Below are 17,058 nucleotides of genomic sequence, written 5' to 3'. Positions count from 1 at the left end.
CTGGAAAAGGCGTTTAAAGGGAATTCAGAAAGGCCAGCAACGCAGTGCGCTGCTCGGCATTGAACGCTAAAACCTGGCGCTGCGCCGCTTGTGCCTCGCCGCCATGCCACAGCACGGCTTCGAGCAGGTTGCGGGCCCGGCCGTCATGCAGGAACTGGGTGTGGCCGTTGACGGTTTCGGTCAGGCCGATGCCCCACAGTGGCGGGGTTCGCCAGTCACGGCCGCTGGCCTTGAATTCGCTGCGGTTGTCCGCCAGGCCTTCGCCCATGTCGTGCAACAGCAGGTCGGTGTAAGGGCGGATGACCTGGTTCGCCAACTCCGGTTCGGCGGCGTTGGCGGCGGTGGTGTATTTCGGTGTGTGGCAGGACTGGCAACCGGCCTGGAAGAACAGATTCTTGCCCGCCAGTACCTGGGGTGAACTCACCTCGCGCCGGGCCGGTACGGCGAGGTTGCGGCTATAGAACAGCACCAGTCGCAGGATGTTGTCGCTGACTTCCGGTTCGCCGTCGGGGCCATTGCCGCTGGGCGCGCGCTTGCAGTCGACCTGGGTCTGGGTGCAATCGTCGAAGGGCCGCAGGCTTGTCGTCAGGCCCATGTCTCCAGAGAATGCGTGGACGTTCTGTTGGTTGAGGTTGGGCTGTCCGGCCTTCCAGCCAAACCGTCCAAGGACGGTTTTTTGCTGGACATCGTCCCAAACCTGGTTGGGACGCCCGGCGATGCCGTTTTTCTCCCGGGCCTGGGCTTCGGCGTTTGCCAGGATGGCCTCGTCAGGGATGGCCTCCAGCAGCCCAAGGCCGATCATCGGTGGGGCGACGCGGGCGGAAAAACGCGTGTCCGGGTGCATCGGCCCATAGGCCAGTTGGGTGATCTGCAAATCCGGCTTGCGCAGTTCCACGACGGTGCCGTCCTTGAAACGCACCGGAACCTTCGTGTAGTCGACCCGCACTTTGCCTTCGGGGGCGACGCCGGGCACGGACATGTCTTGCAACTGCCCGCCGTAAACCGGTTCCGGCACCACCCCCAGTTGTTCGATGACCTTGGCGTAAGGCGGCGCGTCGGGGATCGACAGGCGTACCAGCATCGATACTGCGGTGGGCGCGTCCGGTGCTGGCGGGTGGCCGCGACCGTCCTTGATATGGCAGTTCTGGCAGGCGTTGGTATTGAACAAGGGCCCGAGGCCGTCGCGGGCGGTGGTGGTCGCGGGGGCGATCACCCAAGGGCTGCGGAAGAAACTGTTGCCGACGCTGAAATCCACACGGCGCGAGGGCGGCAGGTTGGCCGAGGGCAGGGAAAAGGCGTTCTGATCCGTCTTGCGTACCGTCGCGGCGCCACCGGAACGGGCTTCACCCGGTTCGGCCTGGGTAAAACGCGGGGCATCATCGCAGGCGCTCAAGCCCAGGGCCATGAACAGCGCACATAAACGAAGAGGCAACGACGGCATCGGGCGTCCTGGGAGATGAGTGAAAACGAGGGCGCAAAGTCTAACAGGGCGGGGCAGTTTGAATAAGAGGAATTATCGTTTGGTTTGAAGGAGGCTGCATGATTCTGACACTGCGTAGGAAGGGCTGTGTCGCAGCGGTGTAGGAGCGGTGTAGGAGATGTGTAGGAGCTGTGTAGGAGCTGTGTAGGAGCTGACGAGTGCAACGAGGCTGCGATCTTGCCCCAGACAATTGAATCTGGAGTGAAAGATCAGAAGATCAGAAGATCAGAAGATCAGAAGATCAGAAGATCAAGATCAAGATCAAGATCAAGATCAAGATCAAGATCAAGATCAAGATCAAGATCAAGATCAAGATCAAGATCAAGATCAAGATCAAGATCAAGATCAAGATCAAGATCAAGATCAAGATCAAAAGATCGCAGCCTTCGGCAGCTCCTACAGTGTGGTGCCTTAAGGCTGGACGACAGCCCCCGGCACCAACGGCAACTCCAGCGTCGCGATGAACCCGCCGTCGGGATGATTGCCCAGCACCAGGGTGCCGCCATGGCGTTCGGCGGCACGGCGTGCGATGGCCAGGCCCAGGCCGTGACCGGCGGCGGTCTGGCCGGGTGCGCGGTAGAACGGTTCGCCCAATTGCCCCAGGTGTTCGGCCGCAACACCTGGCCCATGGTCGCGCACACTGATCAGGATCCGTTCGCCCTGGCGCGCCGCGCGCATCTCGATCGATTGCCCGGCCGGATTGAAGCGCAGGGCGTTGCGCAGCAGGTTGTCCACCGCGCGCTCGATCATGGTCGGCCAGCCCTTGAGGGTCAGGTCCGCCTCGGTTTCGAGCTGCACGGTTTGTTCCGGTGAGGCCAGTTGCGCATCTTTTTGCAGGGTGACCAGCAAGCCGTTGAGTTCCACCTCTTCGGCGCTGGCGTTGTCGGCATCGACCCGGGCCAACACCAGGATTTCACTGATCAGCGCTTCCAGGCGATCGCATTCGCGGGTCAGGCGCGGCCAGAGCCTTTCACGCTCCTCGGGGCTGGCCCGTTCGGCCAATGCCAGGGCAATGCGCAGCCGGGCCAGGGGCGAGCGCAGTTCATGGGACACGTCGCGCAGCAGTTGTCGCTGGCTGGCGATCAAGCTTTGCAGGCGCGCGCCCATGCGGTTGAAGTCAGTGGCCAGTACGCCGAACTCATCCCGCCGGTTGGCCAGCTTGGCGAGACTGTTCTGCTGATAGGCGGCCTGGCCCAGGTCATGCACTGCGCCGCGCAGGCGACTCAGCGGGCGGGTGATGGAAAGCGTCACCAACAGGCTGAACAATGTCAGCACCACCAGCGCGATCCCTAGCGCACTGATGGGCCAGAGCAGGCTGTCGCGGTGCCAGGCGTCGAGTTCGGGATGGGGGATGCGGTAGATGAACAGATACGTGTCACCGGTTTTGGCACTGGTGAATTCGTCGGTCAGCCGCCGCCAGGGCAGGCGTCGCTCGTTGTTGTTCTGCCTAGCCTCGAAGGCTGCGGCGCGATGTGGGAAGGTGCCGCGCACCACCGGGTCGCCGCTTCCATTGAACACTTGGACGTCGACGTGATACTGGCGCTTGCGCTGTTGCAGGATGTCCTGGGCGGCATCCTCACCCTGGCTTTCGTAGGTTTGTGTCCACTCTTCGGGCAGGGTGTTGAGGCCTGGGTGGCGACTGAGGATCCAAGCGTCCTGATTGAGCATGTGGCCCATCAAGAGTGAAAGCCCTGCAACCAGGGCGATGGCCAGCCAGAAACTGGCCAGGATGCGCCAGAACAATGAACGCACGGTAAATCCTCGAAAACAAAGAAAGCCCAACGGCGACTTGCCGTTGGGCTGGGGGCTTCAGTGCATTATTGCGCTTTTTGCGGCTGTTGCGCTTTCCAGGCCTTGAACTCAGCCCACTCGGCGCGACGCTCGGCCTGTTTCTTCTGGATCGCGTCGAACTCTTTCTGTTGCTCAGGCTTCAACAGGCCGCGGATCTGGGCATCGATCTTCTGATGCCGGGCTTGCATTTCGTCCTGCATGGCTTTCTGGTCGGCTGGCGACAGCTTGGCCAGGTACTTGTCTACCAGTTCGCGTTGTTCGTGGCGCTGTTCGCCCATGATCCGGCGAATCTGCTGGCGTTGTTCGCGGCTCAGGTCCAGTTCGCTGTACGGGCCTTTGTCATGCATCATGCCGCCGTGGCGTGGGCCATCCATCGGCCCCATCGGGCCGGCGTCTCCAGGCATGGCCATGGCGACGGTCGGCAGGGCGGCAGCGAACATCAGAGCGATAAGGGTCTTGCGCATGGTGTGTCTCCTTGTCTCATTCCCGGTCAGTTCCGGATGAGTACAGATTACGGAGATCAAGGTCAGCGGCGGTCAGGGGTGGGTAAAGCTTGGGTAAAGACGTTTTGGTGCGGACCTGACAAATCTGCAGGGCCGGACACACAGCCCTGTGGGAGCAAGGCGTGCCCGCGATGAAGATAACGCGGTCTCCAAGGGAACCCAGGCGCCTGCATCGCGAGCAAGCTTTGCTCCCACAGCCCAGCGGCGCAGTGCCTTAAAGGCTGTAGTAGTAACCCCGGCTACGCAGCGCCACGATGCGCGGGCGGCCGTCGGGGTGGGGGCCGATTTTCTTGCGCAGGTTACTCACGTGCATGTCGAGGCTGCGGTCGTACAGGGTCAGCTTGCGGCCCAGGGCGATCTGCGCCAGTTCCTGCTTGTCCAGCGGCTCGCCCGGCTGCTTGAGCAACGCTTCGAGCAGGCGGCTTTCGGAAACGGTGAGGGCCTGTTCCTGTTCATCGATGCTGACCACGCCACGCACCGGGCTGAAGGTCAGGTCACCCAGTTCGATCTGGCTGGACACGGCCGTCGGGTGGCTGCGGCGCAGCACGGCGCGCAGGCGGGCGGTCAGTTCTCGTGGGTCGCAGGGCTTGGCCAGGTAGTCATCGGCGCCCAGTTCCAGGCCGAGGATCCGGTCCAGCGGTTCACCCCGGGCCGACAGCATCAGCACCGGCAGCTCCGGGTGATCGCTACGCAATTGCTTGAGCAGCTCCAGGCCACTGCCGTCGGGCAGCATCACGTCCAGTACCACGGCCGCCGGCGCGGTTTCGGCCAGGGCCCTGCGGGCACTTTGGCCATCGTGACAGGCACGGACCTGAAAACCTTCCTGGCTTAACCAGCTTACGAGGAGCTCGCACAGCTCCTGGTCATCGTCTATCAGTAACAGCTCGCTCATGACTCACTCAATTTAGCCATTGCCGACGTTGTCTACGTCCACCGCTGGCAAAGATACCGCAGAGCAGGGCCAATAGCGCTACCCCGGCACCGATGACAAACCATTGCTGTTGATCGGTCAACAGGCGCGGCAGGGGGCTTGCCTGGGCTTCCTTGAGTTGCAGCTTCAGGCGCTGGTTTTCCTGGCGCAACCGGGCCAGCAAGGCGCTCTCGCGTTCGTTGCCGGCGCTTTGCAATTGCTTGCTCAGTTCTTCGCGCTGGCGTTCGCTGTCTTTCAAGCGTTGCTGCAGTTCGGCGATCTGGCCGCCGGCACTCAGGGACAAAGGCGTCGAATGATTGCCCTCGGTGCTCTCCTCGCCATGGGCGGGTGCCCCGATCGCCAACGTGACCAATAACAGGCACAACGGACCTTTGCGCATTGCAACTCCTGAATTCCAATCGAGATTAGACAGGTTATCGGCAGGCAAACGAGAATAATGAGCAACTGAACGCAATGAGCCGCGAAGACTCATCGCGCCCGGGGGATTTACGGCATGACTTGCTTGAATGGCTTGACCACGACGCTGGCATAGACGCCGGCCTTAACGAACGGGTCTGCCTCGGCCCAGGCTTGTGCAGCGGCCAGGGAGTCGAATTCGACCACCATCAGGCTGCCACTGAAACCCGCGGCGCCCGGATCATTGCTGTCCACCGCCGGATGCGGGCCGGCCAGCACTACGCGGCCTTCGGCCTGGAGTTTTTGCAGGCGCTCCAGGTGCGCGGGACGAGCGGCCTGGCGTGTTTCCAGGGAGTTGGCGACGTCGGTAGCAATGATTGCGTAGAGCATGTCAGTCCTCGGTTTTTGGCGTGGTGGGGTCGGCATCATGCAGATGACGGGACAGGTAGATACCCTGGCCAATCAGGAACAACAGCGTCATGCCCAGGCTACCGAAGACCTTGAAGTCGACCCAGTAGGCCTGGAACGTGAACGCAACGAACAGGTTGGCAGCGCCGCAGAACAGGAAAAAAGCGATCCAGGCGATGTTCAGGCGAGTCCAGATCAGGTCCGGCAGGCTCACGGCATGGCCCATGATGCGCTTGATCAGCAGGCGGTCACCGACGAAGTGGCTGCCGATGAAGGCCAGGGCGAACAGCCAGTTGACCACCGGGGCCTTCCATTTGAGGAAGGTTTCGCTGTGGAACGCCAGGGTCAGGCTGCCGAACACGAGGCAGGCGATCAGGGTCAGCCACTGGCTCTTCTCGAGCTTGCGCTGGGACACGAACAGCGCGCCGTAGACCACCAGAGAACTGATGATCAGCACTGCCGTGGCGCTGTAAATACCGCCTACAGTCAAGGAATGACCGGCGATGTCGACGGCCCGGGGATCAAGTTTGTAGACGATGAAAAACAGCAGGAGCGGGATGAAGTCGATGAATTGTTTCACAGTGGCAGCCAGAAGCAGGATGTGGCGGCATAATAACAAACATCCTTGGCCGCGATAGGGCCAGCTGATTTGAGGTAACAAACTCTCGTGAATGTTGATTTGCACTGCCATAGCACGGCCTCCGATGGCGCCCTGGCGCCTGCGGTTCTGGTGGCGCGGGCGTTCGAGCACGGCGTGCGAGTCCTGGCCCTGACCGATCACGACACCCTTGAAGGCCTCGACGAGGCCCGCAGTGCCGCCACGGCGCTGGGCATGCAGCTGGTCAACGGGGTCGAGTTGTCCTGTACCTGGGGTGGGGCAACCATCCACGTACTGGGCTACGGTTTTGATGTGAATGCCCCGGCGCTGGTCCGGGCCATCGCCGACCTGCGCGATGGTCGCTGGCTACGCTCCGAGGAGATCAGCCGCAAGCTGGCCCTCAAGGGCATGCCCGGTGCACTGGACGGCGCCCGGCAGCTCCAGCAGGCGCTGGGCGACAGCGGCAACGCACCGGCCCGGCCACACTTTGCCGACTGGATGGTGCGCGAAGGGTTCGTCAAGGACCGCGCCGAAGCGTTTCGCAAATGGCTGGGGGCCGGCAAGCTGGGGGACGTCAAGCAGCATTGGCCGACGCTGGAAGAAACTGTCGAAACCTTGCGGGCCGCTGGTGCCTGGGTCAGCCTGGCGCATCCGTGGCACTATGACTTCACCCGCAGCAAGCGCCGCCGCCTGGTCGCCGACTATATTCAAGCAGGGGGCCACGCCATCGAGGTGGTCAATGGCCATCAGCCGGCCGAGCAGGTCGGCAGCCTGGCGATCCTGGCCCGTGAGTTCGGTCTGCTGGTCACCGCCGGCAGTGATTTCCATGGCCCTGGGGGCTGGTCCGAGATCGGCGAATACCGCCCGTTGCCGGAAGATCTGCCACCACTATGGTGTAGATTCAAACATGATCCCGTTACCGCCGCCGTCTGAACAGGTAGAACACGTGAGTCAATTTTTCCAGATTCATCCGGAAAACCCGCAAGCGCGCCTGATCAAACAGGCCGTGGAAATCATTCGTGGCGGTGGCGTGGTGGTCTATCCCACCGACTCGTCCTACGCCATTGGTTGCCAGATCGGCGACAAGAATGCCGTGGAGCGGGTAAGACGCCTGCGTCAACTGGACGACAAGCACAACTTCGCGCTCATCTGCAGCGACCTGTCGCAGTTGGGCCTGTTCGCCAAGATCGACACCGGCACCTTCCGCCTGCTCAAGGCGCATTTGCCGGGGCCGTACACCTTCATTCTCAATGCCACGCGGGAAGTCCCACGGCTGTTGCTGCACCCGAAAAAACGCACCATCGGCCTGCGGGTGCCAAGCCATCCCATTGCCCTGGCGCTGCTGGCAGAACTGGGTGAGCCGCTGATGAGCGTGACGCTGATCATGCCCGGCGAGACCGAGCCGCTGACCGATCCCTATGAGATGCGCCAGATCCTCGAGCATCAGGTGGACCTGATCATCGACGGCGGTTTTGGCGGCATGTCGGCGTCTACGGTGATCAACCTGGCCGATGGCGAGCCCCAGGTGGTGCGTGTTGGTTGTGGCGATCCGACGCCGTTCATGGTCGAGGCCTGAATGTCCGCCGTGGAAACCGCCGTGGACAGCGCAGACAGCCAGGCCGGCGCGCAGCAGGAGCTGCCGTTCGCCATGGTCTATGGCCAGGCGGTCATGGAAATGCCCCTGGACCTGTACATTCCGCCAGATGCGCTGGAAGTGTTCCTCGAAGCCTTCGAGGGCCCGCTTGACCTGCTGCTGTACCTGATCCGCAAACAGAACATCAACATCCTCGACATCCCCGTGGCGGAAATCACTCGCCAGTACATGGGCTATGTCGAGTTGATGCAGTCAGTGCGCCTGGAGCTGGCGGCCGAGTACCTGGTGATGGCGGCCATGCTGGCCGAGATCAAATCGCGGATGCTGCTGCCGCGCTCGGCTGAGGTCGAAGCGGAAGAAGACGACCCGCGGGCCGAGCTGATCCGCCGCTTGCAGGAGTACGAGCGCTTCAAGGTCGCAGCCGAAGGCCTCGATGGCTTGAACCGGGTCGGGCGCGACGTGGTGGTGCCCAAGCTCGATGCCCCCGAGGCGCGGGCGCGCAAGTTGCTGCCGGATGTGAGCCTGGAAGAGTTGCTGATGTCCATGGCCGAGGTTCTGCGCCGGGGCGATATGTTTGAAAGTCACCAGGTCAGCCGCGAAGCGCTGTCCACCCGCGAGCGCATGAGCGATGTGCTGGAGCGGCTCAAGGGCGGCGGTTTCGTGCCGTTCGTCGAGCTGTTCACCGCCGAGGAAGGGCGCTTGGGGGTCGTCGTGACGTTTATGGCGGTCCTGGAATTGGTCAAGGAATCCTTGGTCGAGCTGGTGCAGAATGAGCCGTTCGCAGCGATCCACGTGCGGGCACGAGCCGAATAACGAGCAAATCAATGAATCTGACTGAACCCCGCGAGCTTGCCCCCTTGCTTGAAGCTTTCCTGTTGGCCTCGGGAAAGCCGCAATCGATGGAGCGCCTGTTCGAACTCTTCGAAGAAGGCGAGCGGCCTGAGCCGGCCGTGTTCAAGAAAGCCCTGACACTCTTGGGCAAATCCTGCGAGGGGCGGGCTTTCGAGCTCAAGGAAGTGGCGTCCGGTTATCGCCTGCAGATCCGCGAGAAGTTCGCGCCATGGGTCGGGCGCCTGTGGGAGGAGCGGCCGCAGCGCTACTCCCGCGCCATGCTCGAAACCATGGCGTTGATTGCCTATCGCCAACCGATCACCCGCGGCGAGATCGAGGATGTGCGGGGCGTGGCGGTCAACAGTCATATCGTCAAGACGCTGTTGGAGCGTGAGTGGATCCGCGTCGTCGGCTATCGCGATGTGCCGGGCAAACCGGCGATGTTCGCCACCACCAAGGCCTTTCTCGATCACTTCAACCTCAAGAACCTGGACGACCTGCCGCCGCTGGCCGAACTGCGGGAGCTGGAACCCGAACCGATGCTGGAGTTCGACGACGCCCCGGTGCCCCAGGGCCTGCAGGAGCTGGCCGACGCCAGTGCCGAGCCGGAGGAGCCGAAGGAAGAGACCAGCTTCCACTCTTTGTTGCTGGAGCTGGACACCATGGAGGAGGGCTTGAAGACCGATTTCGACGACCTGCTGCGTGAGGGGCCGGAGCCTGACAGCGAGACGGATGAGTTGCCGGAGCCCGACAGCGAGTCGGAACCCGAGCCTGAGCCTGAGCCTGAGCCGGAAGAGGACATCCTTGGTGTTGCCCAAGCCCGGGAAAAACTGCTGGCCGCTGTCGCCGCCCTCCAGCCGCCGGAACCCGAACTGAGCGACGAAGAAGCCGAAGCCCGGGCCTTGGCCGAAGCGATCGAGAACGAACGGCGCCAGTTCGACGATTGATTGATACACCGCGCTCACATTAAGTAGATGGGCGCCACCGGTCGGCGGAAAAAGTGTCGGGCGCTGGTTGATCAGCTAGTCTCTGATGCGCAATCGCCTCAACGAGCGTATGATTCGCGACCCTTTGGCGATCCCTTCGTCGAAGACCCGTTTTCAAAGCGTCAGGCCAAGCCTGGCTCGACCACACCGGGAGGTGCCCAGAATGAAAGACCAAGACCAGAACGACAGCCAGGAAATCGGCCCAGCAGGCGAGAAGCTGCAAAAAGTCCTCGCCCGTATCGGCGTCGGTTCGCGCCGCGATGTAGAAGCCTGGATCACCCAGGGCCGAATCAAGGTCAACGGCAAAGATGCCACCTTGGGCCTGCGTGTCGACATGCACGATGCCATCACCATCGATGGCAAGGTGATCAAGCGCGAAGAGGCCGCCGAAACCGTGCGCCGCGTGATCATGTACAACAAGCCCGACGGCGAGATCTGCACCCGTGACGACCCGGAAGGCCGTCCGACCGTGTTCGACAAGATGCCGCGCCCCAAAGAAGGCCGCTGGATCAACATCGGTCGCCTGGACATCAACACCACCGGTTTGCTGATGTTCACCACCGACGGTGAACTGGCCAACCGCTTGATGCACCCGTCCTACGAAATGGACCGCGAATACGCCGTGCGTGTGCGTGGCGAAGTCGACGACGAGATGATCGAGCGTCTCAAGGCCGGCGTTGTGCTGGAAGACGGCCCGGCGCGTTTCACCGACATCAAGCAGGCACCGGGTGGCGAAGGCTTCAACCACTGGTACCACTGCGTGGTGATGGAAGGCCGTAACCGGGAAGTACGTCGCCTGTGGGAATCCCAGGGGCTGGTGGTCAGCCGCCTCAAGCGTGTGCGTTTCGGCCCGGTGTTTCTCAATTCCGACCTGCCGATGGGCCGCTGGCGCGAAATGAGCCAGTACGAAGTCGACATCCTGGCGGCCGAAGTGGGCCTCAAGCCGGTGGCAATGCCGCAGATGACCGCCAAGAGCAAGGACAAGCTGGAGCGGATGCAGCGTAAATCCTCGCGCCCGATGGGCAAGACCGAGCGCGTGCGTACGCTGCGTCCGGCTGCCGAAGGCGCGCCGATTGGTCCGCGCCCTTCGCGCGAGCCGCAGATCGAAGGCGAACGCCCGGCCCGCAAGCCTGCCCCGCGTCAGGACGGCGAGCGTGGTCCACGCTCGCCGCGTCCGGCCAACGGTCGGACTGAACGGGGTGAAGGGCGCGGTGCTCCGGCTGGCCGCGGTACGCCAGTCGCCGATCGTCCGGTCGACACCAAGCGTCCGGCCAAGCCTGCGCCGAAAAAGCGCCCGGGTATCGTCCTGGCCGATCGCGATGCGCCATCGGGTAAACGCCGTGGTGCACCGGCAGGTTCGGGTCAGCGTCCGGGGTTTGGGCGTCGCAAGCCGGAGTGATCGGCAGCCGCCCATGAAAAACGCCAACCTTCGGGTTGGCGTTTTTTTTGAGCTGGCTTTAGTGATGGGGCGCAGGTGAGTCCGCCTTCGCGAGCAAGCCCGCTCCCACATTCGACCTTCAGTGGGCATAGCATTTGTGATCACTGGCGATCCAGTGTGGGAGCGGGCTTGCTCGCGAAGAGGCCAGCAGGCTCACCACCTCCCCTCAGGTTGCCCCTAAAGCACAAACCGCCCATCGAACATCGGCTCATTATCCAGCGCCAACACCCCTTTCTCGAAAATCAGATCCAGGTGATGGCTGCCCTTGGCCCCGCCGCCGAGCCCCAGGTGCAGGCCGCAATGGCGCTCCTCGAAACCGGCATTGCGGGCGTACAGGCTCTTGACCCCTTCGTTGGTGCCAATCCCCAGTTCCTCGATGCGGCGGTTGGATGGGTTGGCGTCCAGGTATTTGTTGAAATCGTGTTCCAGGCCCGGCACGTCGGTGGCGATTTTCTGGATGGTAGAGTCTTCGATCCACAGTTCCAGCGGCGATTGCAGCACGCCGTATTTGCGCGCGAACGGGATGGTGCTCAGGAAGGTGCCGACGAAATTCACCCGGCCATTGATGGTGTCGCTGTGGGTGGCGATTTCACCGGGGGCCAGGTCGTAGTTGCCGAGGCCGTTGATGTCGGTCCATTTCTTCACGCTGCCCAGGGCGGTGTCGAAATATGAACCATGGTCATCCTGGTAACTCAGGGTCGTCGCCTGGGACATGCGCCGGATCAGGTGACTATTGAGCCCGGCGATACGCTGGGGAATCACGCTGAAGGTGTCGTAGAAGTAGTCGCCGTAGTCCTTGAACAGCAGCGATTTCTTCCAGTTGTCGGCCATCACGCCTTGCAGTGCGCGGACAAAGTCCGGGCCGTCGGGGCGCGGGTTGGGCAGGGTGGAAGAGTCGTAGAAAAAAATATACAGATCGCTGTCGGCAATGGCCTTGGACAGGCGTTCCGTGGGTTCAAGGTCCAGGCGCATGGCGCTGAACCGGAAGGGCGAGCCGCTGCCCGCCTGTTCGGCAATGGCGCCGGTCAGCGCTTCGTAGTCAGCGGTATGGCCGAGCAACACCTTGGCGGGCTGGATGCCGGCCAGGGCGGGATGGTGTTCGAGGTAGTAAAGGAAATGTGAGATGGCTCGTTGTGTGTCCATGCTTATTCTTCCCTGACAAGTTCATTAAACGTCCCTGACAACCGGCATGAGTGGCGGAGTCGACCGGCCGGATCGCCTCCGCCGGGCAGTGCCTACAGAGGCCACATCGCCGTGCCGAATGGAACGACGGCGTCGGCCTGCATCATTTCAACGGCGGCTTCATGGGTTGGGGCTGCAAACCATTCGTCCAGTTGCAGTTCGGTTTCCAAGTCTTTGTCCAGTGCTTGCATAGTGAATCTCCTAGATGACTTTTACGGAAAGTTGCGGCTCGATTCGGCGAATGCAAACAGGCCGGCGACGGCACCGCAGAACTTGTCGGCACGATGCCTTGGCAAGTCGATGAAAACCTAGTCGAGGGTTTTTTGGATTGCAAAAAAATAATTTTGTTTTTTTTGTTTGAACTTTTTGTTCCATTTTCAGCGACACCATTACCCATTCAAAAACAGCCGCCTGGGTGTTTTTTTAAATAGGTAGCTACCTACCGTCAATTTGCAGTCAATCCGCAAAAGATGGCTGCATGGCAACTCTGCGTTACGGCTTGTAAAGAAATGCTGACGAAAAATGCCCGTCGAGATGGCCGCAAACCCGGTTCCTCCGGGATGTAAGGAAAAGCTTCCGCGAAGCCTGCCCAGGCGGGCTTTCCAAGGCTCTGCCCCGCTTGTTTCCAATCGACCAGAAGGGTGAGATGCGCCCCATGCCTGTCGTGCAGGTGAATAACAAAAAGGAGGCGCAATGAACGCCGCAGCTCAGTTCCATTCCCCCCGTCGTGGCGTTTTTCGCGCTACACCCATCGAGGGCTCGCAAGGGCCTGGACATATTTTTGCAGCCGCCGCGCATGGTCTGGGCGGACACAGGCAATCCCGGCAAAGGGCACGCTGATCCGGTGGTGTCTGGCAGCAGGGGGTCAGCGGTGTACAATGCGCCGCGTTTTACTGTGACCCTTCGCGTACCCACGCACTTTCAAGGTTATCCGCCTTGTTCACTCCGCCACGCCACAAGCGTGTCGGGTTCGATTTCGTCACAGATAAAAACAAACAGGTGACGCATGACCGTTGTAAAAACGCTGAATTCCTGGTGCCTGCGCTGGGGTTTGATCGGCGCTGCTTGAGATCCGATTCGAGCGGCAACGTCTAACGAACATCATCAAACCTTGCGTGAGACCCTTTTCATGAGTGGACAAAACTCGCATTCGGGCGAGCTGAAACGCGGCCTGAAAAATCGCCACATTCAACTGATCGCCCTCGGTGGCGCGATCGGCACCGGCCTGTTCCTCGGCTCGGCGGGGGTGCTGAAATCAGCCGGCCCGTCGATGATCCTGGGCTACGCCATCTGCGGCTTCATCGCCTTCATGATCATGCGCCAGTTGGGCGAAATGATCGTCGAAGAGCCGGTGGCCGGTTCGTTCAGCCACTTTGCCCATAAGTACTGGGGCGGTTTCGCCGGCTTCCTGTCGGGTTGGAACTGCTGGATTCTCTACATCCTGGTGGGCATGTCCGAGCTGACTGCGGTTGGCAAGTACATCCACTACTGGGCGCCGGACATCCCGACCTGGGTTTCGGCGGCAGCGTTTTTCGTGCTGATCAACGCCATCAACCTGGCCAACGTCAAAGTCTTCGGCGAGGCCGAGTTCTGGTTCGCGATCATCAAGGTCGTGGCGATTGTCGGCATGATTGCCCTGGGCAGCTATCTGCTGGTCAGCGGCGATGGCGGGCCGCAAGCTTCGGTGACCAACCTGTGGGCCCACGGCGGGTTCTTCCCCAACGGCGTGAGTGGCCTGGTGATGGCGATGGCGATCATCATGTTTTCCTTCGGTGGCCTGGAAATGCTCGGTTTCACCGCCGCCGAGGCTGACAAACCGAAAACCGTGATCCCCAAGGCCATCAACCAGGTGATCTACCGGATCCTGATTTTCTACATCGGCGCGCTCGTGGTGCTGTTGTCCCTGACCCCTTGGGACAGCCTGCTGACCACGCTCAACGCTTCCGGCGATGCCTACAGCGGCAGCCCGTTCGTGCAGGTGTTCTCGATGCTGGGCAGCAACACCGCGGCGCATATCCTCAACTTCGTGGTGCTAACCGCCGCGCTGTCGGTGTACAACAGTGGCACCTACTGCAACAGCCGCATGTTGCTGGGCATGGCCGAGCAGGGCGATGCGCCCAAGGCCTTGTCCAAGATCGACAAGCGCGGCGTGCCGGTGCGTTCGATCCTTGCGTCGGCGGCGGTCACGCTGGTGGCGGTATTGTTGAACTACCTGGTCCCGCAGCATGCGCTGGAGTTGCTGATGTCGCTGGTGGTCGCGACCCTGGTGATCAACTGGGCGATGATCAGCTACTCGCACTTCAAGTTCCGCCAGCACATGAACCAGACCCGCCAGACGCCGCTGTTCAAGGCGCTGTGGTACCCGTACGGCAACTACATCTGCCTGGCGTTCGTGGTGTTCATCCTGGGCGTGATGTTGTTGATTCCCGGCATCCAGATATCGGTCTATGCGATTCCGGTGTGGGTGGTGTTCATGGCTGTGTGCTATTGGATCAAGAACAAGCGCAGTGCCCGGCATGAATTGGCTGTGGCGGCTGCCACCAAGTAAGCAAGCCTGAAATACAACAAACCCGGCCAAGTGCCGGGTTTGTCGTTCAAGAAGGTACAAAACCTGTGTGAACACGGTCTGTGGGTCAGTCTCCCACAGGCCTCTCCATAGGTCAGGCTCTCACAAGCCTCATTCCAGCGGTTTCGGTTATCCTGTGGGTCCTGATACCGGACACTTTCCATGCTGGCGATTTCCAACACCGTGCACATCCCGGACGCCGAGATCGAGCTGACGGCCATCCGCGCCCAGGGGGCCGGGGGGCAGAACGTCAACAAGGTCTCCAGTGCCGTGCATTTGCGCTTCGATATTCCGGCCTCGTCGCTGCCCGAGTTCTACAAGGAGCGGCTGCTGGCCCTGCGCGACAGTCGCATTACCAGCGACGGTGTATTGATCATCAAGGCCCAGCAATACCGTACGCAGGAACAGAACCGCGCCGATGCCCTGGAGCGCCTGACCGAACTGATCCTCAGCGCCACCAAAGTCGAAAAGAAACGCCGCCCGACCAAACCGACCCTGGGTTCGAAAAAGCGTCGCCTGGAATCCAAGACCAAGCGCGGCTCGATCAAGGCCGGGCGCGGCAAGGTGGACTTCTAGCTTTTCTCCCGTTCCTGGCGATGCCTCGGCGCCTGTCGGTACAGATAGACGCTCAATGCCAACCCGCCCAAGGCCGCCAGTGCGGCGAACAGGAAGATCGAGGCAAAGCCGAAACCCGCGGCAATCGCACCGGCCAGTGGTCCGGTGATCCCCAGCGACAAATCAATGAACAGCGAATAAGCGCCCACCGCCGCCCCGCGGCTGGAGGCCGGCACCAGGTTGACCGCTTCCACGCCCAGCGCCGGAAACACCAGAGAGAAGCCGAAACCGCTCAACGCCGCGCCCGCCAGGGCCCAATGGGCATCCGGTGCAAGCCACAGCAGCAACAGCCCCAGGGTTTCCACCGACAGGCAAGCAATCGCCACACGAAAGCCGCCCAGACGGTTGATCAGGTTGCCGAACAGCAGGCGCGCTCCGATGAAGCTGGCGCCGAACAGGCTCAGGCACAGCACCGCGTTATCCCAGTGCTGCGTGGCGTAGTACAGGGTGATGAAGGTCGCGATGGTGCCAAACCCGATGGAGCCCAGCGCCAGGCCGCAGCCGTGTGGCAGCACGCGCCCCAGCACGTGCATGAATGGCAGGCGTTCGCCAGTGACGATGGGCGCGGCGGTTTTGCGCCAGGCCAATGCCAACCCCAGCAAACCGAGCAAGATAATGCTCACGCCCATGCTCCACAGCCCTAGCGCATTGACCAGCCACACCCCCAGCGGCGCGCCAATCGCCAGCGCGCCGTAACTGGCGATACCGTTCCAGGAAATCACCTTGGCGGTATTCGCCGCGCCGACCCGGCCAATGCCCCAGCCAATCGAACCGGAGCCCACCAGGCTTTCCGCGCTGCCGAGCACCAGGCGACCGATCAGCAGGCTGATCAGACTGAACGTTGGCAGGTGCGGTGTCCAGGCAGACACCAGCATGAACACGCCGCTCAGGCCGCAGCCGGCGAGGCCGAACATCACCGCGCGCTTGCTCCCCAGGTTATCGATGATTCGCCCTGCGTAAGGACGACTGAGCAGGGTGGCCAGGTATTGCACGCTGATCACCAACCCGGCGATCACCGCGCCGAAGCCCAGTTCGCCGTGGACGAACCCGGGCAGCACGGCCAGGGGAATGCCGATATTGAGGTAGCCGATGAAGGTGAACAGGACGATGGAAACGACTTGCAGCGTGACCGCCAGGGGGCGCTGGGAATCTGACATGGGAAGAGGTCCACGGAGCAGCTGGATAGATAGGCTGCTTATGATAACGGCGACCGTGGGCCCAGGGCGGGGAAAAGTAAAACTATTTGCCCAATGGTGGCTCAGCTGTCGTTCTGATCGCTGACCAGGCGTGTGGTCACCAGCGCGGCGATGGCGTTTTCTTCGCTGCCAAAGCGCGCCAGCAGGGCCGCTTGTTTCTCGGCAGGAAGGCGGGTCCAGATCTCGACCATTTTTTCGGCAGTGCCGATCAGCACGCTGGCCTGGGCTTCGCTGAAGGGAGGGGTGTCATCGGTCATGGAGGGCTCGGGATTCAGGCAGTGTGGAAAGCGCATCTTAGCGCTTTCCACACGGTCTGGTGGTGCGGGTCAATCAGTCTTCGCTGTCGGCCTGGCGGCGTTCAGTAGCTTCTTTGGGCTCGGGTTGCTGGGCGTCGGATTGGCCCCCGGCTTGTAGCGTGGTCGTCTGCTCAGTGTCGTGCAGGCTTGGGAAGGGGAGATTAGGGATCTCGTGCATATCGCGCTCCTCGCAAAGTCTGTGGATAGATCTGGTAGATCCGCGCTTTTAAAAAGCCTGGGCAGGATA

19 protein-coding genes are annotated in these 17,058 nt (G+C 61.7%); 7 read left to right on the top strand and 12 right to left on the bottom strand.

From position 1 onward, the window contains the following. Positions 1-13: 13 nt before the first annotated feature. The 7 genes from AC09SL_RS09865 to AC09SL_RS09835 form a co-directional block, all read right to left on the bottom strand. Positions 14-1,441, bottom strand: a complete 1,428-nt coding sequence (locus AC09SL_RS09865) for a di-heme oxidoreductase family protein (RefSeq protein ID WP_058542352.1) — start codon at positions 1,439-1,441, stop codon at positions 14-16. 450 nt (positions 1,442-1,891) lie between these two features. Continuing rightward, positions 1,892-3,232: a sensor histidine kinase gene (locus tag AC09SL_RS09860; protein ID WP_058543425.1), complete on the bottom strand. Its 1,341-nt coding sequence runs from the start codon at positions 3,230-3,232 to the stop codon at positions 1,892-1,894. A gap of 65 nt (positions 3,233-3,297) precedes the next feature. Beyond that, the gene (locus AC09SL_RS09855) at positions 3,298-3,735 is read right to left on the bottom strand and encodes a Spy/CpxP family protein refolding chaperone (protein ID WP_058543426.1); all 438 of its coding nucleotides are present in this window, start codon (positions 3,733-3,735) and stop codon (positions 3,298-3,300) included. Positions 3,736-3,988: 253 nt separating this feature from the next. Further along, positions 3,989-4,666 carry a response regulator transcription factor gene (locus AC09SL_RS09850; RefSeq protein ID WP_058543427.1) on the bottom strand — a complete coding sequence of 226 codons (678 nt, stop codon included), beginning with the start codon at positions 4,664-4,666 and terminating at the stop codon, positions 3,989-3,991. A gap of 7 nt (positions 4,667-4,673) precedes the next feature. Next, the gene (locus AC09SL_RS09845) at positions 4,674-5,084 is read right to left on the bottom strand and encodes an SH3 domain-containing protein (protein WP_058543428.1); all 411 of its coding nucleotides are present in this window, start codon (positions 5,082-5,084) and stop codon (positions 4,674-4,676) included. A 107-nt stretch (positions 5,085-5,191) separates the two neighbouring features. Continuing rightward, complete coding sequence (locus AC09SL_RS09840) at positions 5,192-5,491, bottom strand: YciI family protein (RefSeq protein WP_058543429.1); 300 nt, start codon at positions 5,489-5,491, stop codon at positions 5,192-5,194. Position 5,492: 1 nt separating this feature from the next. Then, positions 5,493-6,089 carry a septation protein A gene (locus AC09SL_RS09835; RefSeq protein WP_058543430.1) on the bottom strand — a complete coding sequence of 199 codons (597 nt, stop codon included), beginning with the start codon at positions 6,087-6,089 and terminating at the stop codon, positions 5,493-5,495. A gap of 87 nt (positions 6,090-6,176) precedes the next feature. On the opposite strand from AC09SL_RS09835, the gene AC09SL_RS09830 reads away from it, so the two are divergent. The 5 genes from AC09SL_RS09830 (at position 6,177) to rluB (ending at position 10,917) form a co-directional block, all read left to right on the top strand. After that, positions 6,177-7,040 (top strand): PHP domain-containing protein, encoded by an 864-nt coding sequence (locus AC09SL_RS09830; protein WP_058543431.1) that lies wholly within the window; start codon positions 6,177-6,179, stop codon positions 7,038-7,040. A gap of 13 nt (positions 7,041-7,053) precedes the next feature. Beyond that, complete coding sequence (locus AC09SL_RS09825; protein WP_053124883.1) at positions 7,054-7,683, top strand: L-threonylcarbamoyladenylate synthase; 630 nt, start codon at positions 7,054-7,056, stop codon at positions 7,681-7,683. Between the two features lie 132 nt (positions 7,684-7,815). After that, positions 7,816-8,514, top strand: a complete 699-nt coding sequence (locus tag AC09SL_RS09820; RefSeq protein ID WP_165826070.1) for a segregation and condensation protein A — start codon at positions 7,816-7,818, stop codon at positions 8,512-8,514. An 11-nt stretch (positions 8,515-8,525) separates the two neighbouring features. Further along, positions 8,526-9,479, top strand: coding sequence for an SMC-Scp complex subunit ScpB (gene scpB, locus AC09SL_RS09815; RefSeq protein WP_058543433.1), 954 nt, complete (start codon positions 8,526-8,528; stop codon positions 9,477-9,479). 202 nt (positions 9,480-9,681) lie between these two features. Beyond that, positions 9,682-10,917, top strand: coding sequence for a 23S rRNA pseudouridine(2605) synthase RluB (gene rluB, locus AC09SL_RS09810; RefSeq protein WP_058543434.1), 1,236 nt, complete (start codon positions 9,682-9,684; stop codon positions 10,915-10,917). Between the two features lie 216 nt (positions 10,918-11,133). On the opposite strand, the gene AC09SL_RS09805 is transcribed toward rluB, so the two are convergent. Both AC09SL_RS09805 and AC09SL_RS09800 read right to left on the bottom strand, forming a co-directional pair. Further along, positions 11,134-12,099 (bottom strand): M29 family metallopeptidase, encoded by a 966-nt coding sequence (locus AC09SL_RS09805; RefSeq protein WP_058543435.1) that lies wholly within the window; start codon positions 12,097-12,099, stop codon positions 11,134-11,136. Between the two features lie 92 nt (positions 12,100-12,191). Next, positions 12,192-12,329 carry a hypothetical protein gene (locus tag AC09SL_RS09800; RefSeq protein ID WP_058543436.1) on the bottom strand — a complete coding sequence of 46 codons (138 nt, stop codon included), beginning with the start codon at positions 12,327-12,329 and terminating at the stop codon, positions 12,192-12,194. Positions 12,330-13,267: 938 nt separating this feature from the next. Between AC09SL_RS09800 and AC09SL_RS09795 the strand changes: the two genes are divergently transcribed. Next, positions 13,268-14,686, top strand: a complete 1,419-nt coding sequence (locus AC09SL_RS09795; protein ID WP_058543437.1) for an amino acid permease — start codon at positions 13,268-13,270, stop codon at positions 14,684-14,686. Positions 14,687-14,866: 180 nt separating this feature from the next. Beyond that, positions 14,867-15,280 carry an alternative ribosome rescue aminoacyl-tRNA hydrolase ArfB gene (arfB, locus tag AC09SL_RS09790; RefSeq protein WP_013694088.1) on the top strand — a complete coding sequence of 138 codons (414 nt, stop codon included), beginning with the start codon at positions 14,867-14,869 and terminating at the stop codon, positions 15,278-15,280. Here the strand turns inward: arfB and AC09SL_RS09785 are convergent. The 3 genes from AC09SL_RS09785 to AC09SL_RS09775 all read right to left on the bottom strand — a co-directional run bounded on the left by AC09SL_RS09785 (position 15,277) and on the right by AC09SL_RS09775 (position 16,989). After that, a complete protein-coding gene (locus tag AC09SL_RS09785; RefSeq protein WP_003204857.1) occupies positions 15,277-16,476 on the bottom strand; it encodes an MFS transporter in 1,200 nt (399 codons plus the stop codon). The genes arfB and AC09SL_RS09785 overlap by 4 nt on opposite strands. Positions 16,477-16,577: 101 nt before the next feature. Beyond that, complete coding sequence (locus AC09SL_RS09780; protein ID WP_081264498.1) at positions 16,578-16,808, bottom strand: hypothetical protein; 231 nt, start codon at positions 16,806-16,808, stop codon at positions 16,578-16,580. Positions 16,809-16,845: 37 nt separating this feature from the next. Beyond that, the gene (locus AC09SL_RS09775; RefSeq protein ID WP_165826009.1) at positions 16,846-16,989 is read right to left on the bottom strand and encodes a hypothetical protein; all 144 of its coding nucleotides are present in this window, start codon (positions 16,987-16,989) and stop codon (positions 16,846-16,848) included. Between the last annotated feature and the right edge of the window lie 69 nt (positions 16,990-17,058).

Source organism: Pseudomonas sp. PF05 (genome assembly GCF_056521845.1).
The sequence above is the reverse complement of the archived record's forward strand: the minus strand, read 5'-3'. Positions and strand labels throughout refer to the sequence as shown.

Bases quoted from the DNA above. Each gene is read 5' to 3' on its own strand.
- AC09SL_RS09865 (WP_058542352.1), bottom strand. From the start codon at position 1,441: ATGCCGTCGTTGCCTCTTCGTTTATGTGCGCTGTTCATGGCCCTGGGC.
- AC09SL_RS09855 (WP_058543426.1), bottom strand. From the start codon at position 3,735: ATGCGCAAGACCCTTATCGCTCTGATGTTCGCTGCCGCCCTGCCGACC.
- AC09SL_RS09850 (WP_058543427.1), bottom strand. From the start codon at position 4,666: ATGAGCGAGCTGTTACTGATAGACGATGACCAGGAGCTGTGCGAGCTC.
- AC09SL_RS09845 (WP_058543428.1), bottom strand. From the start codon at position 5,084: ATGCGCAAAGGTCCGTTGTGCCTGTTATTGGTCACGTTGGCGATCGGG.
- AC09SL_RS09840 (WP_058543429.1), bottom strand. From the start codon at position 5,491: ATGCTCTACGCAATCATTGCTACCGACGTCGCCAACTCCCTGGAAACA.
- scpB (WP_058543433.1), top strand. From the start codon at position 8,526: ATGAATCTGACTGAACCCCGCGAGCTTGCCCCCTTGCTTGAAGCTTTC.
- rluB (WP_058543434.1), top strand. From the start codon at position 9,682: ATGAAAGACCAAGACCAGAACGACAGCCAGGAAATCGGCCCAGCAGGC.
- AC09SL_RS09805 (WP_058543435.1), bottom strand. From the start codon at position 12,099: ATGGACACACAACGAGCCATCTCACATTTCCTTTACTACCTCGAACAC.
- AC09SL_RS09800 (WP_058543436.1), bottom strand. From the start codon at position 12,329: ATGCAAGCACTGGACAAAGACTTGGAAACCGAACTGCAACTGGACGAA.
- AC09SL_RS09795 (WP_058543437.1), top strand. From the start codon at position 13,268: ATGAGTGGACAAAACTCGCATTCGGGCGAGCTGAAACGCGGCCTGAAA.
- arfB (WP_013694088.1), top strand. From the start codon at position 14,867: ATGCTGGCGATTTCCAACACCGTGCACATCCCGGACGCCGAGATCGAG.
- AC09SL_RS09785 (WP_003204857.1), bottom strand. From the start codon at position 16,476: ATGTCAGATTCCCAGCGCCCCCTGGCGGTCACGCTGCAAGTCGTTTCC.
- AC09SL_RS09780 (WP_081264498.1), bottom strand. From the start codon at position 16,808: ATGCGCTTTCCACACTGCCTGAATCCCGAGCCCTCCATGACCGATGAC.
- AC09SL_RS09775 (WP_165826009.1), bottom strand. From the start codon at position 16,989: ATGCACGAGATCCCTAATCTCCCCTTCCCAAGCCTGCACGACACTGAG.